This is a genomic window from Methyloversatilis sp., assembly GCF_030698125.1.
Classification (GTDB): domain Bacteria; phylum Pseudomonadota; class Gammaproteobacteria; order Burkholderiales; family Rhodocyclaceae; genus Methyloversatilis.
This window is the reverse complement of sequence record NZ_JAUYNV010000052.1, coordinates 1-25,197: the sequence shown is the minus strand read 5'-3', so window position 1 is coordinate 25,197 and position 25,197 is coordinate 1. Positions and strand designations below refer to the sequence as shown.

Genomic DNA, 25,197 nt, shown 5'->3' with positions numbered 1-25,197 from the left:
CATGACCATTTCCCCCGCACCTGACGCACTGCCGGCCGACGCGCTCCCCGCCGCCGAATACGAACGCAAGCTGCACGCGCGCGACAAGACCATCGAAGTATTGAAAAAGCGCATCCAGCAGCAGGCCGACGGCGGCGCCACGTCATCCTTCGCCCTGCTCGAACAGAACCTCAGCCTGGGCAAGGTGATTGCGCTCAAGACCGAAGAAGTCGAGCACGAGCGGCAGGAACTGGAGAAGGCGCTGACCGACCTGCGCCAGGCGCAGTCGCAACTGCTGCAGGCGCAGAAGATGGAATCCATCGGCCAGCTGGCAGCCGGCATCGCGCACGAAATCAATACGCCGACCCAGTATGTCGCCGACAACATCGGCTTCGTAGACATGGCGAGCTCAAGCCTGATGACGCTGCTCGACAAGACGCTGAAGGTGGTCGAGGCGGCTCGCGCAGGCCAACCCTCCGACGGCCTGGTCGCCGAGGTGGACGCCGCGGTGAAGAAGACCAAGCTCGACTACCTGCGGCGGCAGATTCCCGAAGCGCTCGCCCAGTCGAAAGAAGGGCTGGAACACGTCGCGCGCATCGTCAGCGCGATGAAGGAATTCTCGCACCCATCCAACGGCGGCAAGGAGTTGCTCGACATCCGAGAAGTGATCAACACGACTGTCACCGTGGCGCGCAGCGAATGGAAGTACGTCGCCGAACTCGAAACCCGCTATGCCGACGACCTGCCCCAGGTGTCCTGCTTGCGCGACATGATCGGCCAGGTCATCCTCAATCTCGTCGTCAACGCCGCGCATGCGGTGGCAGACACTTTGCAGAGCGGCGTACGCGAAAAGGGCAAGATCCGCATCATGGTCAAGCGGGCCGGCGAGCAGCATATCGCGATCAGCGTCGCCGACGACGGCAGCGGCATTCCGGAAGCCATCCGCGGCCGCATCTTCGATCCGTTCTTCACCACCAAGCCGGTGGGCAAGGGCACCGGACAGGGCCTGGCCATCGCCTATTCGACGGTGGTCGACAAACACGGCGGTGAAATCCGCTGCGACTCCGAAGTCGGCCGCGGCACCTGCTTCACGATTCGCCTGCCGCTGTCAGCCGACAATGGTGAAGTGCCATGCAGGTAGTCTTCGTAGACGATGAAAGCCGGGTGCTCGCCGGCATCGAACGCACGCTGGCGATGAGCGATGCGGACTGGGAATGCCGCTTTTTCACCAGTGGCCAGGAAGCGCTCGCGGCGCTCGCCGACTGCCCGGCCGACGTGGTCGTGTCCGACATGCGCATGCCCTTCATGGACGGCGCTGCTTTGCTGGGCAAGGTGCGCGAGCAATGGCCCGGCACCCTGCGCATCATTCTGTCGGGCTACTCGGATATCGAGTGCACGCTGCGCATGCTCGACGTGGCGCACCAGTTCGTTTCCAAACCCTGCGACAACGCGGTGCTGCTCGCCACGCTGGAAGGCGCGCTGTCGCTGCGCGCCCTGTTCAAGGACCCCTCGGTACTCGACGTCCTCGGCCGGGTGAACCGCCTGCCGTCGGCACCGCGCGTGTTCGCCGAACTGACCCGATTGCTGGCCGACCCGGCCAGCGACGCCCGCCAGGTGTCGCGCCTGCTCGGTAGCGATCCGGCGCTGAGTGCGCGCATCATGCAACTGGCCAATTCCGCCTATTTCACCGGCGGCGGCTGCGGCACGATCAAGAGCGTCGGCGACGCGATCAACCGGCTGGGCATCGACCAGGTACGCCTGCTCGTACTCGCCTCGCAGGTGTTCGCCGATGCGGTAGAAGACCCTTTCGTCGACCAGTTGCAGCGCAGCTCGCTGCATGCCTCGAAGCTGGCCGCACAGATCATCGACGGGCGCAACGCCCAGGCGGCGACTGCGGCGCTGCTCGCCCGCATTGGCCTGCTGGTGCCCGACCTGCGCGACGATGCCTGGCTGGAAGTGAAGACCGGCTGCGACACGCCGCTGCACGCGGCAATCGGCGCCTATCTGCTGGGCCTGTGGGGCCTGCCCATGGACATCGTCGACGCTGTGGCCCGCCACACCCACCCGGGCCGTGCCGCTGCCAGCGGTTTCGGTCTGGCCGGCGCTGTGCACGTGGCTGTCGCGCTGGCCAACGGACAGACACCGGACCTGGGCTATCTCGAACGCACCGGCATGCTTGAACAGTGGCCACACTGGCAGCGCCTGTAATGGCGCACTCACCCCGGAACCCGAAAATGACTGAAGACACCCTGCCGCGCGTGCTCTGCGTGGACGACGAACCGAACCTGCTGTCGGCCATGGAACGCGCGCTGCACGGCCGCTTCGACGTGGTGATCGCCAATGGCGGTGTAGCCGCGCTGGACGCAATACAGTGGGGCGAACCCTTCGCCGTCATCGTGTCCGACATGCGCATGCCGGGCATGGACGGCGCCACCTTCCTCGCCCACGCGCGCGAACAGGCGCCCGATGCGGTACGCCTGCTGCTGACCGGTCAGGCCGACGTCGAATCGTCGATCGCCGCAATCAACCGCGGCGCCATCTTCCGCTACCTGTGCAAACCTTGCCCCACCGAAACGCTGATCGCCACGCTCGATGAAGCGGTGCGCCAATACGACCGGACACGCGCCGAAAAGGCACTGCTCGAAACCACGCTCACCGCGGCGGTCAATACGCTGACCGAAGTGCTCGCCATGGTCGCACCCTGGGCCTTCCAGCGCGCCACCTTCGCCCACTCCGCGGTGCAGCATGCGCTGTCCCGACTGGAGTGGTCAGACGGCTGGATCTACAGCATCGCAGCGGCGCTGAGCCAGCTCGGGTGCGTCGGCATACCGCCCGAACTGATGCAGGCCGACGCCGCGCAGCGCCCGCTCAACACCGACGAGAAAAAGTTGCTGCGCGAACATCCGGAGGTGGCCAGCCGGCTGGTGGCCGCCATTCCCCGCCTGGAACTGGCGGCCGAAATCATCCGCTATCAGTCGAGCAATCCGCCACCCGAGGCGCCGCTCGAGGTGATACGCGGCGCGCCGCTGCTGCGCGCCGCGCTCGAACTGGAACGCGAGTGGTCCCACACCAAGGCCATGCGCAGTCCGCGCGAGGTGCTGCGCACCGTGCGCCCCCCCATACCCGACTACATCGTGAAGGCACTGGCCGATTTCCGCAGCGAGGTGAACCACCATCGCGCGGCACGCGTGCGCGACCTGATGCCGGGCTGGGTGGTGGACGAGGACGTGCGCTGCACCAACGGGTTGATGGTGTTGTCGCGCGGCCACGAACTGACCGACACCGCGATTGCTGCGCTGAGCCGCCTGCTCGCTGCACAGGCCATCCGCGAACCGATACGGGTGCGCAGCCGCACCGACTGACGTACGCAAGCCGGGTTTTCACACATCCGACCCCGAAACATTAATCCGGGTTAACAAACGATGCGCCGATCGGACCAGTGACCCCATCGATCTGCATCACGGCACCATCACGCGTGCTGACTACCCTGCTGTCACCTTGTCGTTCGCAAGGCATCAATCAGGGAGTCCGACAATGCAGTTCCGCAAACTTGCCATAGCTGCCGCCATTGGCCTGATGGGCGTATCCGCCCACCAGGTTTCCGCGGCTGACAACACCTACTTCGACAACTTCACCGCCCTGGCCGGAAACGTCGCCGCCGGTTCGCTGCCGGAAACCGCACCGCTGCAACTGTCGTCGCCGTTCTTCTCGCAGAAGGTCCTGGCTGATCGCAACACCCAGCTCGGCCTCGGCGAATCGAACAGCGGCAACTGGGACATGATCACCGCCAACGAAACCGGCACCGATGCCGGCCGTTACCTCTACGCACCGTTCGAAACCGGTCAGGGCGGCGTGCAACGCACCGACCTGTGGACCGGCGTTACCAAGACCATCGTCCAGTCCGGCACCCAGGGTTTCAGGTCCGGCGACTTTTCGCGCTGGACGCCGTGGGGCACCTACATGACGGCTGAAGAGTCATGGGGCACCAACAGTACCAACGGTCGCCTGTTCGAAGTGACCAACCCGCTGGCCGACACCTTGAGCGCGGATTTCGTGCATCGCAACGTCGTGCCGCGCGTATCGCATGAAGGTGGTGCGTTCGACAAGAACAACAGCTTCTACTTCATCGACGAATTCAACGGCGGCTCGATCTACAAGTACGTGTCGGCCGCACCGGCTGCCACCACCGGCAACAGCTACTTCGACAAGGGTCAGACCTTCGTGCTGAAGGCCAACGGCGGCAGCAATTCGAATGCCGTCGGCGCTGCCACCTGGGAAGCCATCACGACCGGCACCGGCACCCCGCTGGCCACCACCGCTGGCGCGATGCTGAACATGGGCGGCGGCAGCTTCTCGATGGACGGCCGCGCCGCAGCCGACATGGTCGGCGGCACCAACTACCAGCGTCCGGAAGACATCGAACTGCAGGTGCTCGGCAACGGTGACGAAATTCTGTACATCGCGACGACCACCACCCATGAGGTGTATTCGCTGAATCTTGCGACCAACGAAATGAAGCTGTTCGTCAGCCGCGCGACCTTCAACTCGGTCACCGGTGCCGCTGTCGGCAGCGAATTCACCAGCCCGGACAACATCGCGATCGATGCCAACGGCAACATCTACATCAGCGAAGACCAGCCGGGCGGTCGCGCCGACATCTGGTTTGCGAATGATGCCGACCGCGATGGCGTCGCGGAATCCATCAGCCGCTGGGCGTCGATGTCGACCGTGGGTGCAGAGCCGACCGGCCTGTACTTCGACAAGTTCAACCCGAACGTCGCCTACGTTAACATCCAGCATCCGGCGAGCGGCAACGACACGCTGCTGCAGATCACGGCCGTGCCGGAACCGGAAACCTACGTCATGTTCCTCGCCGGCCTCGGCCTGATGGGACTGATGGCGCGTCGCCGCGTCGGCTGATCCTTCGGTAGTCACGCATCAACAGGGGGCTTCGGCCCCCTGTTGCGTTCACCCTGAAAACCTCGGTTGATCAACGTTCACGCCTTCAACAGATCTTCCCGCCCGGCCAGCCAGCGCGCCAGATGGCGTTCGGCCGATGCGACCTCGTCGCGCAGCAGGGTTGCGGCGGCTTCGCGCGCCAGTTCGACCAGCGCCTCGTCGAGCAGCAGGTCGGCGAAGCGCAGCAGTGGCTGGCCCGACTGGCGGCTGCCGATGAACTCGCCCGGACCGCGCAGTTTCAGGTCTTCGGCGGCGATCATGAAACCGTCGGTGTAGGCATGGATGACGCGCAGCCGCTCGCGCGCGGTCTGCGACAGCGGCCCTTCGTACAGCAGCACGCAGGCCGATTCACGGCTGCCGCGCCCGACCCGGCCGCGCAACTGATGCAGTTGCGACAGGCCGAAGCGCTCCGCGTGCTCGATCACCATCAGGCTGGCGTTGGGCACGTCGACGCCGACCTCGATCACCGTCGTCGCCACCAGCAGATCGATGTCGCCGGCGACGAAGGCGGCCATCACGGCCGCCTTCTCGTCCGGCTTCATGCGGCCGTGCACCAGCCCCACCTTCAGATCTGCACAGGCGGCGACCAGCTGTTCATGGGTGTCGATAGCCGTCTGCAGTTGCAGGGTTTCCGACTCTTCGATCAGCGGACACACCCAGTAGGCCTGGGCGCCAACCGCGCAGGCGTCGCGCACGCGGGCGATCACCTGTTCGCGCCGCGCAGCCGAAATGAGCTTGGTCAGCACCGGCGTGCGGCCCGGCGGCAACTCGTCGATGACCGACACGTCGAGGTCGGCGTAGTAGCTCATGGCCAGTGTGCGCGGGATGGGCGTGGCGCTCATCATCAGCTGGTGCGGGCTGATGCCGCCGGCCTTGGCGCGCAGCGCAAGCCGCTGGCGCACGCCGAAGCGGTGCTGTTCGTCGACCACCGCCGCACCGAGGCGGGCGAAATCGACGGCGTCCTCGATCAGCGCATGCGTGCCGACCGCCACCGGCGCCTCGCCGCTGGCGATCAGCGCCTTCATCGCGCGCTTGTCGCGCACCTTCAGGCTGCCCGACAGCCAGGCCACGCGGATGCCCAGCGGTTCGAGCCAGCCGGCCAGCTTGCGGTAGTGCTGCTCGGCGAGGATTTCGGTCGGCGCCATGAAGGCCGCCTGATAGCCGGCTTCGACCGCCCGCAGGCAGGCCAGCGCGGCCACCACCGTCTTGCCCGAGCCCACATCGCCCTGCAACAGCCGCTGCATCGGAAAGGGCTGCGCCAGATCGCTGGAAATTTCCTTCCAGGCACGTGCCTGCGCACCGGTCAGGCGGAACGGCAGCGCGGCGAGAAAGCGCTTGATGAGCGCACCCTTGCCGGCCAGTGAAGGCGCGTCGCGGCTGCGCCGTGCGTCGTGCGCGCGCTTCAGGCTGATCTGCTGCGCCAGCAGTTCGTCGAACTTGATGCGCCGCCACGCGGGGGCGAGCCGTTCGTCCATGTCGCGCAGCGATTCGCCCGGTCGCGGCCGGTGCAGCGCGTCCACCGCCTCGGCGAACGGCATCAACCCATAGTGCCGGCGCAGGGCCTCGGGCAGGCTGTCGTCAAGGCTGACGCGCGCCAGCGCCTCGTCGATGGCGCGGCGCAGACTGGCCTGCGACAGGCCGGCCGTGGTCGGATAGACCGGCGTCAGGCGATCCGGCAGCGGGGTGTCCTCACCCACGCTGCGCACGCGGGGGTGCAGCATTTCGGCGCCGAAGAAGCCGGGGGTGATGTCGCCGAACAGGCGCACCCGGCGCCCCACGGCGAGCTGCTTCTGCTGCGACGGATAGAAGTTGAAGAAGCGCAGCGTCACCGTGCCGCTGTCATCGAAGGCGCTGACGATGAGCTGGCGGCGCGGCTTGAACTTCACCTCGCTGGCGCTCACCTCGACCTCGACCTGCACCGGCGCGCCGACACGCGCCTGCGCCAGCGGCGTCAGGCGGGTTTCGTCTTCGTAACGCAACGGAAAGTGCAGCACCAGCGCGGCATCGGCGCCGAGGCCGAGTTTTTCCAGCGCCGCGGCGAGCGCTTCGCTCCGGGTACTCACCGCGCAGCCAACAACAACCGGGGCGGGGTCAGTCGATCACCAGCACGCCGTCGATCTCGACCATCGCACCGCGCGGCAACGCCGACACGCCGACCGCGGCACGCGCCGGATAGGGCTGCTTCAGGTAGCGAGCCATGGCTTCGTTAACCTTGACGAAATTGCCGAGGTCGGTGAGGTAGACATTCAGCTTGACCGCGTCGTCGAGCGATCCGCCGGCGGCTTCGGCGACCGCCTTCAGATTGTCGAACACGCGGGCGATCTGGGCGTCGATGCCGTCGACCATGTCCATCTTGACCGGATCGAGACCGATCTGGCCCGACAGATAGACGGTGTTGCCGACCTTCACGGCCTGCGAATAGGTGCCGATGGCAGCGGGTGCATCAGGGGTGGAAACGATGGTGCGCGACATGCGTATCTCCGGAAGTCTGCAAGGGGAATGCGGCGCAACGACCTGATGATCGCGCGCCGGACGACGCCGGATTATCGCGGATTCGCGGACACACGGCGCAGCACCGTGTGCCCGTCATGCAAAACGCTCAGTGCGGATGCCGGTGATCGATCGATTCGCTCATGCGGTCGAGCTGGCTGATCACGTCGATGCTCAGGCTTTCCATGCGTGCGATGCTGCTCAGCGCGGCATCGAAACGCCCGGCCCGGGCGTGTTCGAGCGCCTCGATGCCGACGCGGTGGAACGCCTCGTGCGGCCCTTCGAGCTCGCGGAACCCGTCCAGGTGGCTGTGGCAACGACGGCCTTCGCCCTCGTAGTACCACTTGCCCAGCCGGCACTGCACATGGCTGGCGAAACTGTCGGGTGTGAGGCCCGACTCGCCGGACGCCGCCTGATAGACATCCATCTTGTAGGCCAGATGATCGACCTTTGCCAGTTCGGCAAAGGTCCGCAGCGAGGTCGCCGCCATCTGCGCGCCATTGGCGCCGGCCTGTCTGCTGAGTGCGTCCAGCTGCGAACTCGCAGCCAGCCCCTGGGCCGAATAGGCGTCGGCATCGGCTGAATTTGCCTGCATGCGTTCGGTCGCCTGCGCGGTGTCGTGCTGAATGCCATTGACCAGCCCGACGATTTCGGATGTCGCGGCACCGGTACGTTCGGCCAGCTTGCGCACCTCGTCGGCCACGACCGCGAAGCCGCGGCCCTGTTCGCCGGCGCGCGCCGCTTCGATGGCGGCGTTCAGCGCCAGCAGATTGGTCTGGTCGGCGATTTCGCGGATCAAGCCCACGATGCCGCCGATCCGATCGGCGCGTTCGCGCAGCGTGTCGACGCTGAGTGCGGTGTCCTTCAGCCGCGCCGAATAGCCCTCCAGGCCGGATGCGATGACCCGGCTGCCTTCGGCTGTCTGCGATATGCGGGTTGCCGTGTCGGCCGCCCGCTCGGCTTCGCCGGTGACGATGCCGGCCAGCGATGCAAGCGTTGTCCGGAAACGCTGGAATGAGCCGGCATAAGCCGTCAGATTGGACAGCAGCCCGGCGTTGAAGCCACACTGCGCGCGGATGTCCTCGTTGGTTCGCTGCAGCTCGGCGCGCTCGCTTTCGAGGCGTTCGATATCGGCCCGCAGCGCGCCGACATCCTGCCGCAAACGTTTTCCCTCATCCGCCAGAGCATCCAGCTCCGTCTTTTTTACCCAGCCCAGAAGCGCCATCGCAGCCTCGCATGTTTTTATTGATCGGGATCGTTATTACGTCCGGATCGAACACGGGCTTTAGCGTCTGTCGGGATTCAGGGCGAGGCAGTTTTCACGGGTGGCCTGTCGTGGCCCGCACGGGCGCCGGCGCACCACTGTCCATGCCCAGCGCGCGCAACCGTGCGCGCGCCTGATCGGCTTCGGCGCGCGACGTGAACGGGCCGACATGCACGCGCGCCTCGATCTGCGATGGAATGCCCTTGAGCGCCAGTTTCGCACGCACGTCTTCGGCATTGGCCACGCTGCTGAACACGCCGACCTGCACCCGGTAACCGGTGATTTCGCCCTGGCTGGCGGCGGCCGGCGGTGGCGTTCGCGTGATCGGCTGGGCTGCAGACGCGCGCGCCGAAGCCTGCGCCGGGGCCCGCTGCGTCGCTGCGGGCGCACGGGGGTCGCCTTCACCGATCACCAGGCGACCGGATGTGGCCGGTGCCGGAGCAGTGAGTGCGGGCTCCGCTTCGGCGCTGCCGGCTGGAGCGTCGGGACGCGCCGTGCCTTCGGGCAGGGGCGGCGGGGTATCGGGCAGATTGACGGTCCTTGCCTGCGCCGCAGTGTCGTCGAGCGCACCCGGGTCGGCTGCGCCTTCGTCGACCGGCGGCAACGGCGGCAAAGCGGTTTCTTCGGCTGGCGGTTCGGCTTCGGCGACGGCCGGCCCGGGTTGCACGCCGGACATCGGCGGCGGCAACGGCTCGGCCGGCTTGCGACTTACGTCGAACAGTGCCAGGCCACCGATCAGCAGCGCGATCAGGCCGCCTGCCACCGCCACCCGGCGCAGCAGCGCACTGCGCTGTTCCGCCGCCTGTTCCTCGGCGTCGCTTCTCACGCCCAGACGCGCCCGCGCCACTGCCGCACTCATGTTTCGTCTCCCCCCATGCCACGACTTTTCGCCAGCGTCCGCACCAGTTCAGCTTCTCCGACCGACATTTCGCACTGGTCGGCGATGTCCTCCGCACTCAAGCCGCGTGCCGCGAGCGACAACGCCTCGCTGTACTGCGGCGCCACTGGCGGCAGCTGATTGACCGTTTCCACCCGTCGGCCCAATTCGTCGATACGCAATTCAGCCTGTTCGAGACGGGATTCCATCTGCTGCATCAGCGGCGCAAGCCGGTGGTCCAGGAGGGTGTCGAGCAGGGATTCGATGTCGTCCGACCGCAACACAGGCGCAGCCGGCACGATGGTCGGTGGATCGGGATCGACGACCGGTTCCGGCTCCGGTGGCGCGCGGCTTGCGCCGAGGGTCGACAGGCGCATCAGCGCATAACCCATGTACACGGCGAGGATGACCAGCGCGACGAGCGCCGCTTCCTTCCAGCCGATAGCCGATACATCGATCAAGAGCACGCTCCGTTGAGGCGCCGTTCCGGGCAATGAGGCGCCATGGCCAACCTGTCGCCATGAGGCGCATTGGCCCGGATAATAAGTCTTTTTGCCCGGATAGGCGCCCATGCTGGCTTCGCTGCTGTTCGCCCTGAAAAAACTGCTGTCCATCTTGCTGCTGCCACCGGTCAGTCCGCTGCTGGTCAGCACTTTCGGGCTGCTGCTGCGCCGGCGCCATCCGCGTACCGGAATGGCGTTCGCGTGGAGCGGCCTGATCGCGCTGTGGCTGCTCGCCACGCCGCTGGTATCGGGCTGGCTGGAGCGTTCGACCTATGTGACCGATGGTGTGGCCGACCTGTCGGATGCCCAGGCCATCGTCATTCTCGGTGCAGGCACTATCGACAACCTGGTGGATTACGACGGACAGACGGTGAGCGCCTTCGCCCTTGAACGTCTGCGCGCCGGCGCCCGACTGGCGCGGCAGACCGGCCTGCCGGTGCTGGTCAGCGGTGGCGTGGTGTGGCAGGGCCAGCCGGAAGCGGACATGATGGCGACCGCTTTGCAGGAACAGGGAGTTGCGGCGCGCTGGATCGAATCGGCGTCGCGCGATACCGGCGACAACGCCGCACTGTCCGCAGTCGCGCTCGGCCGCGACGGCATCACCCGCGTGGCGCTGGTGACGCACGCCTTCCACATGCGGCGCGCAATGGAACACTTCCGCCGTGCCGGACTGATGCCGCTCGCCGCGCCCACATTGATCCGCAGGGAGGCTTCCGTGGTGGCGGGCGACCTTATTCCCACCATGCGCGCGCTGTCGCAATCATGGGTCGCCCTGCACGAATGGCTGGGCTGGGTCGCGATGAACCTGCGCGTGGCGTGAGCGCCGCAGCCGCAGCGCTCAGAGCTTGGTGCCGCCGCTGACGTCGATCACCTGACCGGTCGTCCATACACCGTCCGGTCCGGCGAGGAAGGCGACGATGCCGGCCACGCGATCCGGCCCGGCGATGCCCGACAGCGCCTGGATGGATTGCACGGCATCGGCGCCACCGCCTTCGAGCAGACCGGTGGTGAGGCGCGTTTCGATGACGCCCGGTGCCACGGCATTCACGGTGATGCCGCGCGGGCCCAGTTCGGCCGCGAGGTGCAGCGTCAGCACGTCAACAAAGCCCTTGGTGGCCGAATAGGCGGGCATGCCGGGGAATGCCGTGCGCGCCACCACGGACGACAGGTTGATGATGCGGCCGCCGCTGCCCATGCGCGTCAATACCTTCTGCGTGACGAAGAACACCGACCGCATGTTGACCGCCGACAGCTCGTCGAAGCTGTCGACATCCATGTCGCTGATCGATGCGAAGGGCGCGATGCCGGCGTTGTTCACCAGCACATCGACCTGCTGTTCGTCCAGGCCGGCGAGCAGCCGGTCGGCGCCGTCGCGCGCCGACAGATCCGCCTGCACGACCGACGCGCTGCCGCCCGCCTGCCGTATGCCTTCGCACACCGCGCGCGCCTCGTCCGCCCCGCTGCCGTAGTGGACGACGACATGGAAGCCGTCGCGAGCCAGCCGGCCGGCGACGGCCGCCCCGATACCGCGGGATGCGCCGGTGACCAGTGCGACCTTGCGTGTTCCTGCTGAAGACATCTGCATTCCTCCCTGTTTTTGTAGTGGGTGCTTCCTGCTGTACTTACATCTCTTGCATCTGGGTGATCAATCCGACCTGCGGCGACGACGCCACGGCGCGATACGGCACCGCGTCCATGCGCCCGGCCAGAAACGCCTGGCGACCGGCCGCGACGGCGTGGCGCATGGCGCTGGCCATCAGCACCGGATCGCGCGCATGCGCAATCGCGGTATTCATCAGCACGCCGTCACAACCGAGTTCCATCGCCACGGCCGCATCCGACGCGGTGCCGATGCCGGCATCGACGATGACCGGCACGCCAGCCTCGGCGATGATGATTTTCAGGTTCCACGGATTCAGGATGCCCATGCCCGAACCGATCAGGCTGGCCAGCGGCATCACCGCCACGCAGCCCATGCTTTCGAGCACGCGCGCCTGTATCGGGTCGTCCGAGCAATAGACCATCACGCGAAAGCCGTCGCGGATCAGCACCTCGGCCGCGCGCAGCGTTTCCGGCATGTCGGGAAACAGCGTCTTCGCGTCGCCCAGCACTTCGAGCTTCACCAGATCGTGGCCGTCGAGCAGCTCGCGCGCGAGCCGCAGCGTGCGCACCGCGTCGTCAGCCGTATAGCAGCCGGCAGAATTGGGCAGCAGCGTGTAGCGACCGACCGGCAGCGCGTCAAGCAGCCCGGGGGCGCCATCGCGAGTCGTCAGCGGCACCCGGCGAATGGCCACGGTGACGATTTCGGCCGCACTGGCATCGAGCGCACGCGCGGTTTCCGCGAGGTCGCGATACTTGCCGGTGCCCACCAGCAGGCGCGATTCGAAAGTTTCTCCGCCGATGACCAGCGGGTCGCTCAGACAGGGGCTCAAAGGTGCATGCACATCAACCTCCTCCGACTGCGACGACGATTTCCACGCGGTCACCGTGATTGAGCCAGGTGCAGTCGAAGGCGCTGCGCGGCACGATTTCGCCATTGCGCTCGACGGCGATACGACGGGTGCGCAAGGCCTTGCCGTCGAGCAGGCCGCCGACCGACATCACGGCGTCCAGCCGCTCGATCTGTCCATTGACGGTGACCAGCGAAGGGCGCGGGTCAGTCATGATCGGCATGCGCCTGATGCAGTACGTCGGCGCGGTAGGACGAGCGCACCAGCGGGCCGGCCGCCACCTCGCTGAAGCCCAGTTCGAGCGCCTTGTCGCGCAGTGCGTCGAAGCGTGCCGGCGTGATGTACTCGATCACCGGCAGGTGAGCCGGCGACGGCCGCAGGTACTGACCCAGCGTCAGCAGGTCGCAGCCGTGGGCGCGCAGGTCACGCATCACCTCGACCACTTCGTCTTCGGTTTCGCCGAGGCCCAGCATCAGGCCGGTCTTGGTCGGCACACCGGGGAAGCGCGCGCCGAAATCGCGGATCAGCTTCAACGAGCCTTCGTAGTTCGCACCGGGCCTGACCTCGCGGTACAGGCGCGGCACAGTTTCCATGTTGTGGTTGAACACGTCCGGCGGCGACACCGCCAGCGCGTCGAGTGCGGCCGCTTCACGGCCGCGGAAATCCGGTGTCAGCACCTCGATCGTGATGTCGGGCGACGCCGCGCGGATGTCGGCCATGCACTGCGCAAAGTGCGCCGCGCCGCCGTCGCGCAGGTCGTCGCGGTCGACCGAGGTGATGACCACATAGCGCAGCTTCATCGCCGCTACGGTGTCTGCAAGACGTTGCGGCTCGTCGGCGTCGGGCGGCAGCGGCCGGCCGTGCGACACATCGCAGAACGGGCAGCGGCGCGTGCAGATCGCCCCGAGGATCATGAAGGTTGCGGTGCCGCGGCCGAAGCATTCGCCGATGTTCGGGCAGGCCGCTTCCTCGCATACCGTATGCAGTGCGTGGTCGCGCAGCACGCCCTGCAGCGCGCGCACCGCCGGCGTGTCCTGGTCGCGGCCGCGCAGCCAGGCAGGTTTCGCCGGCGACGCCACGTCTTCGCGCACCTTGACCGGAATGCGCGCCAGCTTGTCGCGTCCGCGCAGTCCTTCCCCCATGACTGCTGTATTCATTTCTTGTCCTTCATCGGGTTGCTGCGGCGCATGGCGCAGCGAGGCGGAACATCCACAACGGATGTTCCGCCCTGTCCGGCACCTTTTCAGAGCGGACGGCGTTGACGGCTCACCGTGGGTCTCAGCTTGTGAACTCGCCGATCAGCTTGTTCACTTCACTGGCCGATTCCATCTGCACCATGTGGCCCTGTGCCGGCAGCACCACTACCCTGGCCGCCGGGATGGCCGAAGCATGCGCAACCGGAATGATCTGGTCGTTCTCGCCCCAGATCACCAGCACCGGCTTGCCGCTTTTAGCTGCGATATCGGCGAGCACCTCCGACTGCCGGCCACCGGGGAACAGCCCGCCGGCCAGCGTCGCCAGCGCCGCGTCGACACCTTCCAGCCGCTTGAACTTGAGCATGTCGTCGATCAGCTGACGCGTGACCAGACCGGCGTCCGAAAAGAGCTGGGCGAGCAGCGGCTTGAGTGCATTGCGCGTGTTGCCGGCGACGAAGCCGTCGATGTAGGCACCGTTGATGTCGCTGCCCAGTCCGGCACTCGCGATCAGCGTCAGTGACCTGACCTTCTGCGGCGCACGGCGCGTCAGCGCCAGACACACGCCGCCACCCATCGAGTGGCCGACGACGTCGGCGGATGCGATGCCGACCGCGTCCATGAACCCGCTCACCGCATCGGCCAGATCGTCGAGCGACGCGGCACCCGTGACCTTGGTCGATGCGCCGTGACCCGGCAGGTCGATCGCATAGACGGCGCGCGAAGCGGCCAGCGCTTCGTGGTTGAACAGCCAGTTGTTCAGATCGCCACCGAAGCCGTGGATCAGCAGCAGCGGCGTGCCGCCTTCACCGCGCTTCAGATAGCGCAGCTGCCGGCCATTGACCTGCACGGTCTGCGTCTGCGGTCCGGCGTCGGCCTCGTCGTCGGTCGGCGGCACGAATTCCGCCTGGAAGCGGGTGACCAGATCATCGATCAGTTCATCCGACACGTCAGCGTCGGCAATCACGCCGAGCAGGGCGCCAACCGGCAGCACTTCGTCGGGCTGTGCGATCTGCCGACGCAGCGTGCCGGACACCGCCGCTTCAACGGCGCCGGAAATCTTCTCGCTCTCGACTTCGACGATTTCCTCGCCCGGAGCGATCGTGTCACCGACTTCCTTCAGCCACAGGTTGACCTTGCCCTCCTGCATGGACAAGCCCCACTTGGGCATGGTGACGGTAAGAATCGAGGACATCAGCGATACTCCTTGACGCGCATCACGGCTTCTTCGATGCGCGCCGGACTGGGAATGTAGAGGTCTTCGAGCGACGCTGCGAAGGGCACGGGTACGTGCGGTGCGGTCACCATCTGGATCGGTGCCTTGAGGGCGCGGAACGCTTCCTGCGCGATGAAGCCCGACACGTCGGACGCCATGCTGCAGCGCGGGTGCGATTCATCGACGATGACCAGGCGGCCGGTACGCTCGACGCTTTCCAGAATGGTGTCGAAGTCCATCGGCGAGGTCGTGCGCGGATCGATGATTTCGCACTGGACGCCCTTCTTGCGCAGGCTGGCACCCGCATCCTTGGCGTAATTGACCATGCGGCCGAATGCCACGATGGTCACGTCGTCCCCTTCCTGCACCACGGCGGCTTCGCCGAACGGCACGATGTAGCTTTCTTCCGGCACATCGCCTTCCATCGTGTAGAGGGCCTTGTGTTCGAGGAAGATCACCGGGTCGTTGTCGCGGATGGACTGGATCAGCAGGCCCTTCGCGTCATACGGGTTCGACGGCAGCACCACCTTCAGCCCGGGGATGTGGGTGAAGATGTTGTAAAGGCACTGCGAGTGCTGCGCGGCGGCGCGAAAACCTGCACCGTACATCGCACGGATGACCACCGGCGTCTTCGCCTTGCCACCGAACATGTAGCGGAACTTGGCCGCCTGGTTGAAGATCTGGTCGAAGCAGACGCCCATGAAATCGATGAACATCAGTTCTGCCACCGGACGCATGCCGTTGCAGGCTGCGCCGACCGCGGCACCGATGTAACCGGATTCCGAGATCGGCGTGTCGAGCACGCGTCCCGGATGCTTGGCGTACAGCCCCTTCGTGACGCCGAGCACGCCGCCCCACGAGTCTTCCTCGCCCGGTGCGCCGGCGCCGCCGGCCACGTCTTCGCCCATGACGATGACGCTCGGGTCGCGTGCCATTTCCTGATCCAGCGCCTCGTTGATGGCTTGCTGGTAAGTGATCTTTCGTGCCATCTGATATTTCTCCTGTCAGCGTGTGGCGTAGGTTCAGTAAGAGACGTAGACGTCTGCCATCAGGTCTTCGGGCAAGGGCAGCGGATCTGCCTTGGCCTTCACCACCGATGCGTCGATCAGGGTCTTCACTTCGACATCAATGGCTTCGAGCTCGGCCATCGACAGTTCGCCGCGGGACGTCACGCGACGTGCGAACTGCATCAGGCAGTCCTTGGTTTCGCGCAGCTTCTGCACTTCGCCCGGTGCGCGGTAGGTCTGCTGGTCGCCTTCGAAGTGGCCGTAGTAGCGCGACAGCTTCACTTCGAGCAGCGTCGGTCCGCCGCCTTCACGGGCACGCTTGACCGCTTCGCCGGCCGCTTCATGCACGGCGAAGAAATCGAAACCGTCGGTGATGACGCCCGGCATTCCGAAGGCTGAGGCGCGGTCTGCAATGTTTTCGCAGGCGACCGAGAATTTGCTGGCGGTCGCTTCGGCATAGCCGTTGTTCTCGCCGACGAAGATGACCGGCAACTTCCACACGGCTGCCAGATTCATGGCCTCGAAAATCGTGCCCTGGTTGGACGCGCCATCACCGAAGAAGCACACGCCGACGTTGTTGCTGCCGCGCAGCTTGGACGCCAGCGCGGTACCGCAGATCAGCGGGCCGCCACCGCCGACGATGCCATTGGCACCCAGCATGCCGACGTCAAGATCAGCGATGTGCATCGAGCCGCCCTTGCCCTTGCAGGTGCCGGTGCGTTTGCCCCAGATCTCGGCCATCATGCCGACCGGATCGACGCCCTTGGCGATGCAGTGGCCGTGGCCACGGTGGGTACTGGCGATGTAGTCGTCGCGGTTCAGGTGCATGCAGATGCCGGTTGCCGACGCTTCCTCACCGGCATACAGGTGGACGAAGCCGGGGATTTCGCCAGTGGCGAAATCGACGTGCAGACGTTCCTCGAATTCCCGGATCGTGCGCATGGTCCGGTAGGCCTGCAGCAGGCCTTCCCTGGTCAATGAACTGCTCATGGGTGCTCCTCGTTGTGGATGGAATGACAAGCCCGCTGATCTCCGGCAGCTGCGGGCGGTTGGCCGGACGAACCGGGCACGAAGGCGCTGGCGGCAGGCGCCGGCACCTCCGGGGAGAGACGGGACAGGGTGCGCACGCGGCTCATGCCGGGCACCCTGCGTAGTGGCGCAGCACGCGCCGGCGCGCTGCGTTTTCGAGTACCGCGGCGACATCGATGGTCAGCGGGCCGTGCAGGTCGAGTTCGACGCTGATCCGGTTCGACGGATCGAATTCGATTTCGCGCTCGCCATCGAGCGCGATGGTGCCGCTCTGCGGCGCGAGCTCGACCGGCTGCCCGGGCAGCAGGCGGGCGTAGTCGCGGATGCCGACTGCGCTGATCAACCCCGGGGCAATCGGCACGATCACCTGCTGCGGCGTATGCGTCGTGTCGGCGCAGCGCACATGCAGGCCGTGCGGCGCGCTGCGGGTGACCGGTTCGAGCTGGCCGGCGATCGCCGACAGACCGATCGCATCGGCCCCGGCGAAGGCGACGAACAGTTCTTCCAGCAGCGCGCTGTCCCACACGGCGCGCGAGCCGACGTAGTTGTGGCGCGTGACGCACAGATCGACCAGGGCGATGTCCGTGCGGTCATCGCAACGCACGCGCAGCAGCTTGTTGCGCCGTACGGCGACCTCCGCCGGCACGGCGCCGGTGGCCAGCAGGCCGGCCGCCAGTCCGGCGACCGTGGCTTCGCGCATTTCGGGAAAGGCGTTGTTGGTGCCGGTGGACAGCGCAAGCAGCGGCACCTGGCCGCAGCGCGCCGCCACGGCGCGATGCGTGCCGTCACCGCCGAGCACGATGATCGCGCCGGCACCGGCCTGACACATGAGCTCGGTCGCCCGCAGCGTGTCGTCGGCCGAGCCGGTCACCGGCATGTCGATGAAGCGCGGCTTCACGGTGACCGGGGAGCCGGTGGTCACCGACAGCGCTCGGAACAGCGGGCCGCAGATGCCGCCCGAGTCCGGCATGATCATGACATCGCGCACGCCGGCCGCTTCCAGCCCGGCGATCGCCCGCACCATCATGCTGGCCTTCTCGGCGTTCGGAAACACCGACGCCCGCGAAGTCAGGCGGCGGATGTCCCGGCCCGATGCGGGATTCGCGATGATGCCGACGAGGGCGGGACGGGGTGGGACGGACAGCACGGCGATGCGACTCCAGGTGTTGGTTACCGGTGTCATTGCATCGGCCGTGCCAGCAGCGTCCCGGCAGACTCGCCGGAGCCGACAAGCGGATGATTCTTAAGCGCTCTTCGGCACCTCGTCCGCATCGACGCAACACGCAGCCACCCACCTGTCGCATCGCTGCCCTCTGCGACAACGGGACGATGAGACACCTGTCTCACTTTTCGGAGACATTCGTCGCGTTGATTTCAGGCGGTTCAGGGCTTACCCTCAAGTCACAAAAGTGAAACGCCGCGGCAGGCCCCATCGCACGCGGTGTTTCGATAGAGGTATATATTCGTGAGGAGAAGGACATGGACCGCGGACACACGATCTCGGAACACGTCGGCCGGGTACTCAAGGCCATCGAAGCACCCAGCCGCTCCGCTCCGCTTCATGCGGAACACGACCGGCTGAAGCGCTCGTGGCACCGGTCGCTGAACAAGCACTCGATCGACCCCGGACGGGCGACGACACCAAAGGTCGTCACCGCCTACGAGCTGCGCGAGCACCGCGACCGGCTCGAAACCTTCATGCGCATCGCGCGTGAAGGCGTCGAGCGCCTGCACCATCAGGTGCTGCTGGCGGACTACTGTGTACTGCTGACCGACGCCCAGGGCGTGACGGTCGATTTCCGCACCGTGCCGCACCTCGAACGCGAACTGAAGGACGAAGGCTTCCGCAACGGCACCTGCTGGGCGGAAGAACACGAAGGCACCTGTGGCGTCGGCACCAGCCTGATCGACTGCCAGCCCACGCTGGTCCATCGCGGCGAACACTTCCGCGCCCACAACATCAGCTTCACCTGCAGCTCGGTGCCCATCGTCGGGCTTGAAGACGAGCCGATCGCCGTGCTCGATGCATCGGCCCTGTACTCGCCCGAACAGCGCGAAAGCCAGCTTTTGATCTACCGCATGGTGATCGACAAGGCGCGCCTGATCGAGGACGCCTACGCCCACTACAGCCTGCGCAACCACTGGATCCTGCAGCTCGGCCCGATCGCCGAATTTCTGCCGGTCGAAACCGACTACCTGATCGCCTTCGACGACAGCGGCCGCATCGTCGGCGGCAACCGGCGCGCCCGCCACGAACTGATCAACCATAACGGGCGCCGCGCCGAATACCTGCACGACCTGTTCGAGTGCACCGCCAACGGCATCATGGCCGCCGCGCACGCCAGCCCCGGCGCACCGTTTCCGCTGCGCATGTTCGCCACCGGCCAGCGACTGTTTGCCGTGCTGCGCGCACCGCACGCCCGCACGCTGCCGCAGATTGCCGCCAAGCCGGTCGCCGAGGCGGAAGACCTGACGGCGCCGCGCGGCTTCCGTCACCTCGCGCTGGGTGACCCGCGCGTGAAGGCCAACGTGGGCTGCGCGGTGCGCGTTGCCAACCGCGACATTCCGGTCATGCTGCTGGGCGAGACCGGCACCGGCAAGGAGGCGTTCGCGCGCGGCATCCACGATTTCAGCGACCGGGCCAAACAGCCGTTCGTGGCGCTCAACTGCGCTGCGATTCCGGAAAGCCTGATCGAGAGCGAACTGTTCGGCTACCGCGACGGCGCCTTCACGGGTGCCCGCAACAAGGGTTCGAAGGGCAAGATACTGCAGTCCGACGGTGGCACCCTCTTCCTCGACGAAATCGGCGACATGCCGCTGTCGCTGCAGAGCCGGCTGCTGCGCGTGCTGGCCGAAGGCGAAGTGGTGCCGCTCGGCGCCGAACAGCCAACGCCGGTGCGCCTGCACGTGATCTGCGCCACCCACCAGGACCTGCCGGAACTGGTGCGCGAAGGGCGCTTCCGCGAAGACCTGTTCTACCGCCTCAACGGCGCCTCGTTCACGCTGCCGCCGCTGCGCGAGCGCGAGGACAAGCGGTCGCTGGTCGAACAGGTCATGCTGGAAGAAAGCACCGCGATGGAACGCACCGGACTGTCGATCGAAGCGGAGACGATGGACGTGCTGCTCGCCTACAGCTGGCCCGGCAACATCCGCCAGCTGCGGCATGCGATCCGCTACGCCTGCGCCATTGCGGAAGGCCCGCTGGTACGGCTCGAACACTTCCCGCACGAACTGCGCGACGGCAACAAGCCGGCGCGCGTGGCCCTGCCGCCTCCGCCCCAGCAGCAGCCGGTCGTGGCAACCATCGCGTACGACGCCTCCTGCGAAGACGACAGCGGCGAACCATTGAGTGAAGTGTGTCTGCAATTGCGCCAGAAGATGCTCGAGGCGCTGCGGCGCAATCACTGGAAGGTGACCGAGACGGCGCGCCAGCTCGGCATGTCGCGCGCCACCTTCTACCGCAAGATGGCGCGTCTGCGCATCGTGGCGCCCAACTACCTGGACAGCGCCGAGCAGACGGCACAACAGGGCTGATCCGGCGGCGTCCGGCCCGCAGCCGCCTCACGCTGCGGGCCGGACACGCCAGCCCTTCCGGTCACGTTCTACTGCGTGCCGAGAAACTTGATGTAGGCCACCAGTTCCCAGATCTGATCGGGCGAGAATGCTTCGCCCCAGGGCGGCATGATGTCCGACGTGCGACGACCGTGGAAGATGGTGCGGTAAGCCTCTTCGTCGGCCAGATCGGTACGTCCCTTGAAATCGGGGGCGCGCCCGCCGACACCATCCGAACCATGGCAGTAGCCTGCGCAGGTCTTGTTGAAGCGCTTCTTGCCGAGGGCGATCCGATCCGGATCGGTCAGCTCGAAGGATGGTGCAACGATGGCGGCTTCAGTCGTGGAGGCGGGCGACGGCGCGGCCCAGATCATGCCGAAGGCAATCACCAGTGCGCTTGCGGTCAGCCAGCCTGCAGGATTGCTGCGTGGCGTGTCATGAGTCATTGCTTTAAGTCCTGTTCGGGTTTCCGGATCAGGGTCTCGTGACATTCCATCACGACCCGAATGAAATGTCAGCAGACCCCAGCAACAGTGTGAATGAACCAAAAAAAAACAGGCAGCAACATGAGTAACCGCCTGTGAATGAGGAGACATGCCACCCCGGCGCGGAGCCACGCGCCGGGGGTTCCAACGTTGCTACTCCAACGTGAAAGCGATGATTGCAGCGCCGCCCGGCAGATCCTTGATCTGCGGGAATGCACCTGCCAGGAAGCCCGGAGCGTGCGAGCCCAGACCGGTCGGGAACACGATGTACTGCTTGCCCTTTACCGAGTAGCTGACCGGTCCGCCACGCAGGCCTGAGCCCGAATTGAAGGACCACAGTTCCTTGCCGGTTTCAGCGTCGTAGCCGAGTATCTTGCCTTCCATATCGCCGGTGAACACCAGTCCGCCTGCCGTGGTGAGTACCGAAGACAGCGGCGGCAGGTCGTACTTGATCGACCACTTGAGCTTGCCGGTCAGCGGATCACGTGCGTCCAGGCGGCCATGCGGTTTGCCGCTGGGCGGCGGTACCAGCTTGATCGACTCGATGCCCAGCGACAGCGCCGAGACCGCTTTCAGGTTGTCCGGATCATCCTTGCCGGCCACCACTTCGTTGCAGACCTCCATCGCGTGCGAATACCACAGGCCGGTACCCGGGTTGTAGGCGCCGTGATTCCAGCTGCGCGCACCGAGCAGGTTCGGACAGAAGGTCTTGACCTTGTCGACTTCCGGGTAGACCGGATCGATCAGCGCACCGGTCTTCGGGTTGATGCCCTTGACCCAGTTCACGTTCTCGGAGAACTGCCATACGTTTTCGAGCGCGCCGTCCTTCTTGTCCATGACGAACACGAAGCCACCCTTGTTCAGGTGGACGATGACGTCCTTGCCGTCCTTCTGCACGATCAGCGCTTCGTACGCCGAGTCGTAGTCCCACGAGTCGTTCGGGACTTCCTGACGGTGCCACTTCAGCTTGCCGGTCTTGCCTTCGATCGCGAGCAGCGAAGCCGTATAGAGGTTGTCGCCCTTGCGGTCGTAGTTGTAGTAGTCGGGGGCTGCGTTCGACGTACCGATGTAGATGGTGTCGGTCTTCGCGTCGTAGGTACCCGGCATCCATGCGCTGCCGCCACCGACCTTGCCGCTGTCGCCCGGCCAGCTCTTCGGATCGTTCTTGATGACGTCAAAGGTCCACGCCGGCTTGCCGGTGTCGGCATTGACCGCGTAGATCTTGCCCGAGATCGGCTGATCGCCACCGGTCGTACCGCCGAACAGGATGTTGCCGGCCAGTTGCGGCGGGGCGGAGAACAATGCGCCGTACTGCGTCTTCGGCGCGGTGAGCTGTGTCGACCACAGTTCCTTGCCGGTCTTCTGGTCGAGCGCGATGAAGCGGCCGTCCAGCGTACCCACAAACACCTTGCCGCGGCCAACGGTCACGCCGCGGCTGGCTGCACCGTAGAACACCTGTTCGACGATCTTGTCGAGCTTCGGCGCGTAGTTCCACAGCGTCTTGCCGGTGGCGGCATCGATCGCCCAGACGTTGTTGTTGGCCGAAATCGTATACATCACGCCATCGATGACGATGGGCGTCGACTGCAGGCCGTGCGTGATGTTGCCCGGCTGGTGGATCCAGGCGACCTTCAGCTTCTTCACGTTATCGCGCGTGATCTGGTTCAGCGGGCTGAAGCGCCAGGCATTGCTGGTGCGGTGATATTCCGGCCAGTTGTTCGGGTCTTCAAAACCGGCCTTGCCCTGCGCCATGGCAGGTGCCGCGGTCAGAAAGGACAGCGCCGAGCCTGCCAGAAGGGCAGCAGACAGGCGGAACATCTTGCGTGAGGCGGTCATCTATCAATCTCCATTCACTGGGTTCAGTCACCCGGGTTCGGCCCCGGGTGTTCAGACAGTCGCGTTGCTTCAGAACATGAAATTCAGGCCGACGTTGAGCAGCGTGCTCTTCTCGCCGGCGGTCACGCCTGCGGCGACGATGCTGGTGCGCAGCGTCGCGCCTGCATCGGCATCGGCGTAAGCGAACTGCACGTACAGCGTGGTGTCCGGCCGCCACTGGTAGTCATTGCTGATGACCAGAAACTTCGTTTCGTCGGTCTTGTTCCTGTCGTCCTTGTTGATGTAGTACGCCACCGTAGCCGAGTTCTTGGCGTGCCACTTCCAGTCCAGACCCGTGCCGAAACCATTGATGTCGGCCAGTTCGGCGCCGGTGCGCGCGTCGTTCTTGGCGTTCATCCAGTTGTTCTTCCAGATGAAGTCGCCGAACGGAATCGCGAAACCGAGCGAGGTGTGCTCGATGTTGCTGCGACCGGTCTGTTCGTCATTCATCGCCTGGTAGGACGCGGACAGCGTGATCGGGCCGTTGTAGGTTGCGCCCAGGGCGTACGAGCTGTTGTCCTTGGCCGAACCCGGCTGACCGCCGAACGCGTACAGCACACCGAAATTCACCGGGCCGACAGTATGTCTGTACTGCACAGCATTGCTGAAGAAAATACCCACATCGTTGTTCGTGTTGCGGTCGCCGCCCGGTGCATTGGCGGTCGTGAACAATTGGCCATAGGCCCACGCATACAGGTTGGAGAACTGCTCCTTGAAGGCACGCGGTTCGGTACCGATGTGGGCCAGCAGTGCCGGGCCGTACTGACGGCCGACCGTCACGCTACCCCAGTCGCCGCGCACACCCAGATTCGCCTGACGCCGGAACAACGGCGTGTTGTTCGTACCGCCGCGCGGCGCATCACCCGTGCCGTGCAGGAAACCGTCGTTGGTATCGAAGTGCGATTCGAGGTTGAAGAACGCGGTGAGATTCGGCTGCAGTTCGCGCTCGCCCTTGAAACCGATCACGGTCTGACGCAGACCGCTGGTTTCCATCGAAGTCCTGCTGTCGCCGCTGGCGTTGGCCTTGCTGTTGTACAGCAGGCCAACGTCGATGATGCCGAACATCGACAGCTTCGTACCGGCCACTTCACCGATCACGATGTCGGCTTGCGCCGCACCGGGAACCATCATCATTGCCGCAGCGACTGCCGCTGCCAGCGTGCATGCGTTGCGTCCGCCCTGCGCCGACGCGCCAGAGATCTTCTTTTTCATACTCCCCTCCGATTGTTGATGTCGAAACTTCGAGCTTCGACGCGGCGCCGCTTTCGGCGACACCTTCGTCGGAGAACACAAGGGCAGAATCCATGCCAACTCTCACAGCATTGAATTGACTGGGTATTTTTCCCGACCTCTGAGATTCGCCCGCAGAGACATGCGACAGATGTCTTGGCCGAGGCAGAAAAACTGCGACATCTGTATCGGCCCCGTGCACGGCGTCGCAGGCGTTCCGTGAGACGCCATGCAGCGCACCCGGACGAGCCGCATGCGGTCAGACGGCAACTTGCCCACTGCGCCCGGTGGGCGCCGATCCGGACCCGGAAAGGACTGACGGCAGCGCTGCGAGAACGCGCGCCGTCGCCGCGTCTTGCGCCGTCTTCGTGGACTGGAAATTGCTGCACCGTACAGACGCACACCGTGCGCCTGTGGTGACATCACCGCAGGCGCGCCCCACAGGAGCTTCCATGAACGCCAAAGACCCGCTGTCCCCCGACTCCCGCGATTCCCGCGACACCTTCCTCGCCGCGCAGGCGCACGTCGACTCGGCGGCCATCGCGCCGCTGCCCAATTCGCGCAAGGTCTACATCGAAGGTTCGCGCCCGGACATCCGTGTGCCCATGCGCGAGGTGTCCCAGTCCGACACCCCCGCCTCCTTCGGCGCCGAGAAGAACCCGCCGGTTTATGTCTATGACTGCTCCGGCCCCTACTCGGACCCGGCCGCCTCCATCGACATCCGCTCGGGCCTGCCCGGCGTGCGTTCGGGCTGGATTGCCGAGCGCGGCGACACCGAACAGCTGTCCGGTCTTTCGTCCGCCTTCGGCACCGAACGTGCAATGGATGCGGCCACCGCCCACCTGCGCTTTCCCGGCCTGCACCGCGCACCGCGCCGTGCCATCGCCGGTGCGAACGTCAGCCAGATGCACTACGCCCGGCGTGGAATCATCACGCCCGAGATGGAATACATCGCCATCCGCGAGAACCTGCAGCGGCGCGAATACATCGAGTCACTCAAAGCGTCGGGCCCGACCGGTGCCAAGATGGCCGCCCTGCTCGGTCGCCAGCACCCGGGCCAGAGCTTCGGCGCATCCATCCCCGCCGAA

The 25,197-nt window shown here is 65.7% G+C and carries 22 protein-coding genes and 1 pseudogene; 7 read left to right on the top strand and 16 right to left on the bottom strand.

Translation table 11 applies throughout. The features are described from left to right. Position 1: 1 nt before the first annotated feature. The 4 genes from Q8Q80_RS17170 (at position 2) to Q8Q80_RS17155 (ending at position 4,899) form a co-directional block, all read left to right on the top strand. Entirely contained in the window at positions 2 to 1,120 is a 1,119-nt protein-coding gene (locus tag Q8Q80_RS17170; RefSeq protein ID WP_305634089.1) for a sensor histidine kinase, read from the top strand. Next, a complete protein-coding gene (locus Q8Q80_RS17165; protein ID WP_305634088.1) occupies positions 1,111 to 2,187 on the top strand; it encodes an HDOD domain-containing protein in 1,077 nt (358 codons plus the stop codon). The genes Q8Q80_RS17170 and Q8Q80_RS17165 overlap by 10 nt, the downstream gene beginning before the upstream one ends. A 26-nt stretch (positions 2,188 to 2,213) precedes the next feature. After that, positions 2,214 to 3,341 carry a response regulator gene (locus Q8Q80_RS17160; protein WP_305634087.1) on the top strand — a complete coding sequence of 376 codons (1,128 nt, stop codon included), beginning with the start codon at positions 2,214 to 2,216 and terminating at the stop codon, positions 3,339 to 3,341. 172 nt (positions 3,342 to 3,513) lie between these two features. Beyond that, positions 3,514 to 4,899, top strand: a complete 1,386-nt coding sequence (locus Q8Q80_RS17155; RefSeq protein ID WP_305634086.1) for an alkaline phosphatase PhoX — start codon at positions 3,514 to 3,516, stop codon at positions 4,897 to 4,899. A 77-nt stretch (positions 4,900 to 4,976) separates the two neighbouring features. Here Q8Q80_RS17155 and recG read toward each other — a convergent pair whose 3' ends face one another. From recG to Q8Q80_RS17125, 5 genes are all read right to left on the bottom strand, one after another. Beyond that, on the bottom strand, positions 4,977 to 7,001 hold the full coding sequence (gene recG, locus Q8Q80_RS17150; protein WP_305634085.1) for an ATP-dependent DNA helicase RecG: 2,025 nt from the start codon (positions 6,999 to 7,001) through the stop codon (positions 4,977 to 4,979). 28 nt (positions 7,002 to 7,029) lie between these two features. Next, complete coding sequence (locus tag Q8Q80_RS17145) at positions 7,030 to 7,410, bottom strand: RidA family protein (protein ID WP_069038424.1); 381 nt, start codon at positions 7,408 to 7,410, stop codon at positions 7,030 to 7,032. A 127-nt stretch (positions 7,411 to 7,537) separates the two neighbouring features. Further along, on the bottom strand, positions 7,538 to 8,590 hold the full coding sequence (locus tag Q8Q80_RS19870) for a methyl-accepting chemotaxis protein (protein WP_371132781.1): 1,053 nt from the start codon (positions 8,588 to 8,590) through the stop codon (positions 7,538 to 7,540). Between the two features lie 157 nt (positions 8,591 to 8,747). After that, positions 8,748 to 9,551: an SPOR domain-containing protein gene (locus Q8Q80_RS17130; protein WP_305634084.1), complete on the bottom strand. Its 804-nt coding sequence runs from the start codon at positions 9,549 to 9,551 to the stop codon at positions 8,748 to 8,750. Further along, complete coding sequence (locus tag Q8Q80_RS17125; protein WP_305634083.1) at positions 9,548 to 10,141, bottom strand: DUF2802 domain-containing protein; 594 nt, start codon at positions 10,139 to 10,141, stop codon at positions 9,548 to 9,550. Before Q8Q80_RS17125 ends, Q8Q80_RS17130 begins: the two co-directional genes overlap by 4 nt. Here Q8Q80_RS17125 and Q8Q80_RS17120 point away from each other — a divergent pair. Further along, positions 10,140 to 10,892, top strand: coding sequence for a YdcF family protein (locus tag Q8Q80_RS17120; RefSeq protein WP_305634082.1), 753 nt, complete (start codon positions 10,140 to 10,142; stop codon positions 10,890 to 10,892). The two genes, Q8Q80_RS17125 and Q8Q80_RS17120, sit on opposite strands and share 2 nt — an antisense overlap. A gap of 18 nt (positions 10,893 to 10,910) precedes the next feature. Here Q8Q80_RS17120 and Q8Q80_RS17115 read toward each other — a convergent pair whose 3' ends face one another. From Q8Q80_RS17115 to Q8Q80_RS17080, 8 genes are all read right to left on the bottom strand, one after another. After that, positions 10,911 to 11,651, bottom strand: a complete 741-nt coding sequence (locus Q8Q80_RS17115) for an SDR family NAD(P)-dependent oxidoreductase (RefSeq protein WP_305634081.1) — start codon at positions 11,649 to 11,651, stop codon at positions 10,911 to 10,913. A 43-nt stretch (positions 11,652 to 11,694) separates the two neighbouring features. Further along, positions 11,695 to 12,516, bottom strand: a complete 822-nt coding sequence (locus Q8Q80_RS17110) for a thiazole synthase (RefSeq protein WP_305634080.1) — start codon at positions 12,514 to 12,516, stop codon at positions 11,695 to 11,697. A gap of 1 nt (position 12,517) precedes the next feature. After that, positions 12,518 to 12,736, bottom strand: coding sequence for a sulfur carrier protein ThiS (thiS, locus tag Q8Q80_RS17105; protein WP_305634079.1), 219 nt, complete (start codon positions 12,734 to 12,736; stop codon positions 12,518 to 12,520). Then, on the bottom strand, positions 12,729 to 13,679 hold the full coding sequence (gene lipA / locus Q8Q80_RS17100) for a lipoyl synthase (RefSeq protein WP_305634078.1): 951 nt from the start codon (positions 13,677 to 13,679) through the stop codon (positions 12,729 to 12,731). The genes thiS and lipA overlap by 8 nt, the downstream gene beginning before the upstream one ends. A gap of 121 nt (positions 13,680 to 13,800) precedes the next feature. Continuing rightward, a complete protein-coding gene (locus Q8Q80_RS17095) occupies positions 13,801 to 14,910 on the bottom strand; it encodes an acetoin dehydrogenase dihydrolipoyllysine-residue acetyltransferase subunit (protein WP_305634077.1) in 1,110 nt (369 codons plus the stop codon). Further along, positions 14,910 to 15,920 carry an alpha-ketoacid dehydrogenase subunit beta gene (locus tag Q8Q80_RS17090; protein ID WP_069038432.1) on the bottom strand — a complete coding sequence of 337 codons (1,011 nt, stop codon included), beginning with the start codon at positions 15,918 to 15,920 and terminating at the stop codon, positions 14,910 to 14,912. The genes Q8Q80_RS17095 and Q8Q80_RS17090 overlap by 1 nt, the downstream gene beginning before the upstream one ends. Positions 15,921 to 15,953: 33 nt before the next feature. Then, on the bottom strand, positions 15,954 to 16,928 hold the full coding sequence (locus Q8Q80_RS17085) for a thiamine pyrophosphate-dependent dehydrogenase E1 component subunit alpha (RefSeq protein WP_305634076.1): 975 nt from the start codon (positions 16,926 to 16,928) through the stop codon (positions 15,954 to 15,956). A gap of 142 nt (positions 16,929 to 17,070) precedes the next feature. Next, the gene (locus tag Q8Q80_RS17080) at positions 17,071 to 18,150 is read right to left on the bottom strand and encodes an ATP-NAD kinase family protein (RefSeq protein ID WP_305634075.1); all 1,080 of its coding nucleotides are present in this window, start codon (positions 18,148 to 18,150) and stop codon (positions 17,071 to 17,073) included. Between the two features lie 296 nt (positions 18,151 to 18,446). On the opposite strand from Q8Q80_RS17080, the gene Q8Q80_RS17075 reads away from it, so the two are divergent. Further along, entirely contained in the window at positions 18,447 to 20,501 is a 2,055-nt protein-coding gene (locus Q8Q80_RS17075) for a sigma-54-dependent Fis family transcriptional regulator (RefSeq protein WP_305634074.1), read from the top strand. Positions 20,502 to 20,569: 68 nt separating this feature from the next. Here Q8Q80_RS17075 and Q8Q80_RS17070 read toward each other — a convergent pair whose 3' ends face one another. The 3 genes from Q8Q80_RS17070 to Q8Q80_RS17060 all read right to left on the bottom strand — a co-directional run bounded on the left by Q8Q80_RS17070 (position 20,570) and on the right by Q8Q80_RS17060 (position 24,091). Next, positions 20,570 to 20,965, bottom strand: coding sequence for a cytochrome c (locus Q8Q80_RS17070; protein WP_305634073.1), 396 nt, complete (start codon positions 20,963 to 20,965; stop codon positions 20,570 to 20,572). Between the two features lie 192 nt (positions 20,966 to 21,157). After that, complete coding sequence (locus Q8Q80_RS17065; protein WP_305634072.1) at positions 21,158 to 22,840, bottom strand: PQQ-binding-like beta-propeller repeat protein; 1,683 nt, start codon at positions 22,838 to 22,840, stop codon at positions 21,158 to 21,160. Between the two features lie 69 nt (positions 22,841 to 22,909). Further along, the gene (locus tag Q8Q80_RS17060; RefSeq protein ID WP_305634071.1) at positions 22,910 to 24,091 is read right to left on the bottom strand and encodes a porin; all 1,182 of its coding nucleotides are present in this window, start codon (positions 24,089 to 24,091) and stop codon (positions 22,910 to 22,912) included. A gap of 470 nt (positions 24,092 to 24,561) precedes the next feature. On the opposite strand from Q8Q80_RS17060, the pseudogene Q8Q80_RS17055 reads away from it, so the two are divergent. Then, positions 24,562 to 25,197, top strand: a pseudogene (locus Q8Q80_RS17055) (phosphomethylpyrimidine synthase ThiC); the annotation flags it as partial.

Coding starts and splice junctions, on each gene's coding strand:
- Q8Q80_RS17165 (WP_305634088.1), top strand. CDS start 1,111: ATGCAGGTAGTCTTCGTAGACGATGAAAGCCGGGTGCTCGCCGGCATC.
- Q8Q80_RS17090 (WP_069038432.1), bottom strand. CDS start 15,920: ATGGCACGAAAGATCACTTACCAGCAAGCCATCAACGAGGCGCTGGAT.
- Q8Q80_RS17060 (WP_305634071.1), bottom strand. CDS start 24,091: ATGAAAAAGAAGATCTCTGGCGCGTCGGCGCAGGGCGGACGCAACGCA.
- Q8Q80_RS17080 (WP_305634075.1), bottom strand. CDS start 18,150: ATGACACCGGTAACCAACACCTGGAGTCGCATCGCCGTGCTGTCCGTC.
- Q8Q80_RS17120 (WP_305634082.1), top strand. CDS start 10,140: ATGCTGGCTTCGCTGCTGTTCGCCCTGAAAAAACTGCTGTCCATCTTG.
- Q8Q80_RS17085 (WP_305634076.1), bottom strand. CDS start 16,928: ATGAGCAGTTCATTGACCAGGGAAGGCCTGCTGCAGGCCTACCGGACC.
- Q8Q80_RS17070 (WP_305634073.1), bottom strand. CDS start 20,965: ATGACTCATGACACGCCACGCAGCAATCCTGCAGGCTGGCTGACCGCA.
- lipA (WP_305634078.1), bottom strand. CDS start 13,679: ATGAATACAGCAGTCATGGGGGAAGGACTGCGCGGACGCGACAAGCTG.
- Q8Q80_RS17115 (WP_305634081.1), bottom strand. CDS start 11,651: ATGTCTTCAGCAGGAACACGCAAGGTCGCACTGGTCACCGGCGCATCC.
- thiS (WP_305634079.1), bottom strand. CDS start 12,736: ATGACTGACCCGCGCCCTTCGCTGGTCACCGTCAATGGACAGATCGAG.
- Q8Q80_RS17095 (WP_305634077.1), bottom strand. CDS start 14,910: ATGTCCTCGATTCTTACCGTCACCATGCCCAAGTGGGGCTTGTCCATG.
- Q8Q80_RS17075 (WP_305634074.1), top strand. CDS start 18,447: ATGGACCGCGGACACACGATCTCGGAACACGTCGGCCGGGTACTCAAG.
- Q8Q80_RS17160 (WP_305634087.1), top strand. CDS start 2,214: ATGACTGAAGACACCCTGCCGCGCGTGCTCTGCGTGGACGACGAACCG.
- Q8Q80_RS17145 (WP_069038424.1), bottom strand. CDS start 7,410: ATGTCGCGCACCATCGTTTCCACCCCTGATGCACCCGCTGCCATCGGC.
- Q8Q80_RS17155 (WP_305634086.1), top strand. CDS start 3,514: ATGCAGTTCCGCAAACTTGCCATAGCTGCCGCCATTGGCCTGATGGGC.
- Q8Q80_RS17065 (WP_305634072.1), bottom strand. CDS start 22,840: ATGACCGCCTCACGCAAGATGTTCCGCCTGTCTGCTGCCCTTCTGGCA.
- Q8Q80_RS17125 (WP_305634083.1), bottom strand. CDS start 10,141: ATGGGCGCCTATCCGGGCAAAAAGACTTATTATCCGGGCCAATGCGCC.
- Q8Q80_RS17130 (WP_305634084.1), bottom strand. CDS start 9,551: ATGAGTGCGGCAGTGGCGCGGGCGCGTCTGGGCGTGAGAAGCGACGCC.
- Q8Q80_RS17170 (WP_305634089.1), top strand. CDS start 2: ATGACCATTTCCCCCGCACCTGACGCACTGCCGGCCGACGCGCTCCCC.